Origin of the sequence: Brachyspira sp. (assembly GCF_029258575.1) — a bacterium.
GTDB lineage: Bacteria > Spirochaetota > Brachyspiria > Brachyspirales > Brachyspiraceae > Brachyspira.
In genome coordinates, this window is record NZ_JARHYI010000037.1 from 1 (window position 1) to 3,084 (window position 3,084).

At 22.4% G+C, this 3,084-nt stretch carries 2 protein-coding genes; both read left to right on the plus strand.

Annotated features, from left to right (window positions below):
- Positions 1–104 precede the first annotated feature (104 nt).
- Entirely contained in the window at positions 105–2,381 is a 2,277-nt protein-coding gene (locus tag Q1J76_RS03070) for a BspA family leucine-rich repeat surface protein (RefSeq protein WP_300377863.1), read from the plus strand.
- Between the two features lie 141 nt (positions 2,382–2,522).
- Positions 2,523–3,084 (plus strand): BspA family leucine-rich repeat surface protein (locus Q1J76_RS03075; protein WP_300377866.1); only part of this gene is annotated, 562 nt, incomplete at its 3' end.

Below are 3,084 nucleotides of genomic sequence, written 5' to 3' on the forward strand. Positions count from 1 at the left end.
TTATGTTTGAAGAATCAGGTATGGATGATAATCCACCTTTTTGGTATATTCCTCATTCACGTGGATATTAAACCATAAAGAATAATTTTATATAAGGAGTTTATATGGAAAAACAATTCAAACCAAAAAATTTTGGAGAATTAAAAAAATTAACAGAAGATGAAAATATTAATCTTGGTAGTATTGATACAAGTTTAATAACTGATATGAGTGAATTATTTCTTAATAGTAGAAGAAAAGATTTCTCAGGTATAGAAACTTGGGATGTATCTAATGTTAAAAACATGAGCAGTATGTTTAAAGAATGCAGCGAATTTAATCAGCCTTTAAATAATTGGAATACTTCTAATGTTAAAAATATGAGCAGTATGTTTAAAGAATGCAAGAAATTTAATCAGCCTTTAAATAATTGGAATACTTCTAATGTAACAAATATGTCTAGTATGTTTAGTAATTGCACTAATTTCAATCAACCTTTAAATAATTGGGATACTTCCAATGTAACAAATATGTCTAGTATGTTTAGTAATTGCACTAATTTCAATCAGGACATAAGTAATTGGAATGTTTCAAATGTAAAAGATATGTCTTTTATGTTTTATCTTGCTGGAAATTATAATCAGGATTTAAATAATTGGGATATTAGTAAAGTAAAATCAATTGAATTTATGTTTAATACTGCACGCAGTTTTCAATGTATTCCGTATAAATGGAAATTTGATAATTTAAAACATAATGTTGATTTTACATTTCCTAATGAAATGCGTAAAAAAATATATTCTGATATGCAACCCCTTAATTTATTATGCTATTTGTTCTATGACAAATATTATCAAGATAAAAAATTACAGCAAATAGATGTAAAATTATGGTATAAGACTTTAAAAAATTCAATTAATAGAAACATTATTGCTTTTGTAGCAAAATTGGAAAATGATTACGCTGATGAGCTTAAAGAGTTAAAAGAGGCAATGGAAGATAATTCTAATAAAATAACTTTTGCAAATATTGAAGAAGCAGAAGAATATGTTAATAATAATTATGATAAATCATTTGATAGAAGTATAAAGTTTATAGATGATAAATATACAATTCTTACTAAAGATGGAAAAGAAAAAATTAGTACAAAAATGATTAGATTTATTTATGGAAGTTACTTAAAAGTAAAAAATAATGTTGTAAGATTATCGATTATTGATAATCTTGTTAATTTGCTTGATATAGAAAGTTTTAGAAATACATCTTATGAAATATTTTTAGATGACAGAAGTAAATTAGCTTCAAGAATTATTTGCGGTATATATGGTGATGGAAAAATAGTAAAAGATTATGTTGATAGTTTAAAAGAAGAATTTTATCCTGCTCCTTATTATATTTATATTTTAGGTTTAAATGATTCTAAATACGCATTAAATTTACTTAATAATTTACATAAAAAATCAAAAAAAGAAAGTATAAAAAATTCTTCAAATTTAGCACTTGATATTATAGCTAATAGAATGAATGTTGACAGATTTGAATTAGATGATTTGTTGATTCCTGATTTTAGTTTTGATAAAAATGGTGAGAGAATAGTATATGCAGAAGATAAAGAATACAAAATTTTTATGGATAATAATAGAGAAGTTCATATTATGCTTGATAATAAAGAATTGAAAACAATACCTAAAACTTTTTCTAAAGAATTAAAATCAGAAATAACTTTCATTAAAAAAGAAATAAAAAATATTGTTAAAAATCAAAGAAGTAAAATTATACATCTTTTAATGAATGGGAAAAAATATTCTTATAATTTTTGGAAATCTGTTTATATAGATCATTATTTTTTTAATGAGTATGCTGTTAAGTTAATTTGGAATTTATATGATGAAAAATCAAATTTTATAACAACATTCAGATATTCAGCTGACGGAAGTTTTACTGATTATGATGATAATGAAGTAAAAATAAGTGAAAATAGTCTTATTAGTTTGGCATATACTCAAGAAATGACCAATGAGATTATAGATAAATGGAAAAAACAATTATTAGATTATGAAATTGTTCAGCCTATTAATCAATTAAGAGTTATTAATGATTTAGAACAAGAATTTTATTCATATAATGATGAATATACATTTTCTAAAATAAAAAATTTTGTTAATGAATATTCATTTAAAGAATATTATGAAGATTATTTTACAATAGACGGATATAAATTTGATGAAAAAGTAAGCGGATTAGTGTTAGATATATCAATAGAAAATGGTATTAATAGAAATTATTCTGATTTCTCTGATATGATAAATATAGAATTAGAAATATTAAATATATCAGAAAATAATAAGCATCTACTTAGTAGATTTATATTTGGAGCTATTTTAATTCTTGAAAAATTATAAGTTTATTATATAATAATTAGCTGCTATAAATATCTAAGAATTATTTATCTTTATTATCTAGGTAAGCCTCAATAATTTTATATAAATTAATTAAAAAATATTTATAATAATTTGAGATATTAAAATATTCAAGGAGAAAAAATGCAAGAATTTCAAAAATATTTAGATGCTATTAAAAATCAGGATTTTCCTTCATTAATGTCTTTATGGGAAAATCAAGATTTTTTTAATATGCAAGATGAGAACGGGGATACATTACTTCATCATACATTAAGACTTGGAAATATTATGATTATACAAATGTTTATTGGTTTCAGAGCAGATTTAAATATCAAAAATAATGATGGAATTACGGCTTTAGATTTAATAAAACAAATTAATGTTCCTGTAATAAATGCTGTTATTGAAGCTTATTCAAATGACAATACTAATTATGAAGAAGATGATTATGAAGAAGATGATATTTATGTAACTAAAGTTTATTTGTGTAGACCAAAAAATTTAGAACAATTAAGAGAATTACTTGAAGATGAGAATATTCCTCTTAGAAATATTGATACAAGTTCAATAACAGATATGAGCTATTTATTTTTAAGAAGCATAAGAAGAAATTTTGATGGTATAGAAACTTGGGATACATCAAAAGTTGTTTATATGACAAGTATGTTTGATGATGCTTTATATTTTAATCATAATATAAATA

Excerpts from the sequence above, each read along its gene's own strand:
- Q1J76_RS03070 (WP_300377863.1), top strand. The coding sequence starts at position 105 with ATGGAAAAACAATTCAAACCAAAAAATTTTGGAGAATTAAAAAAATTA.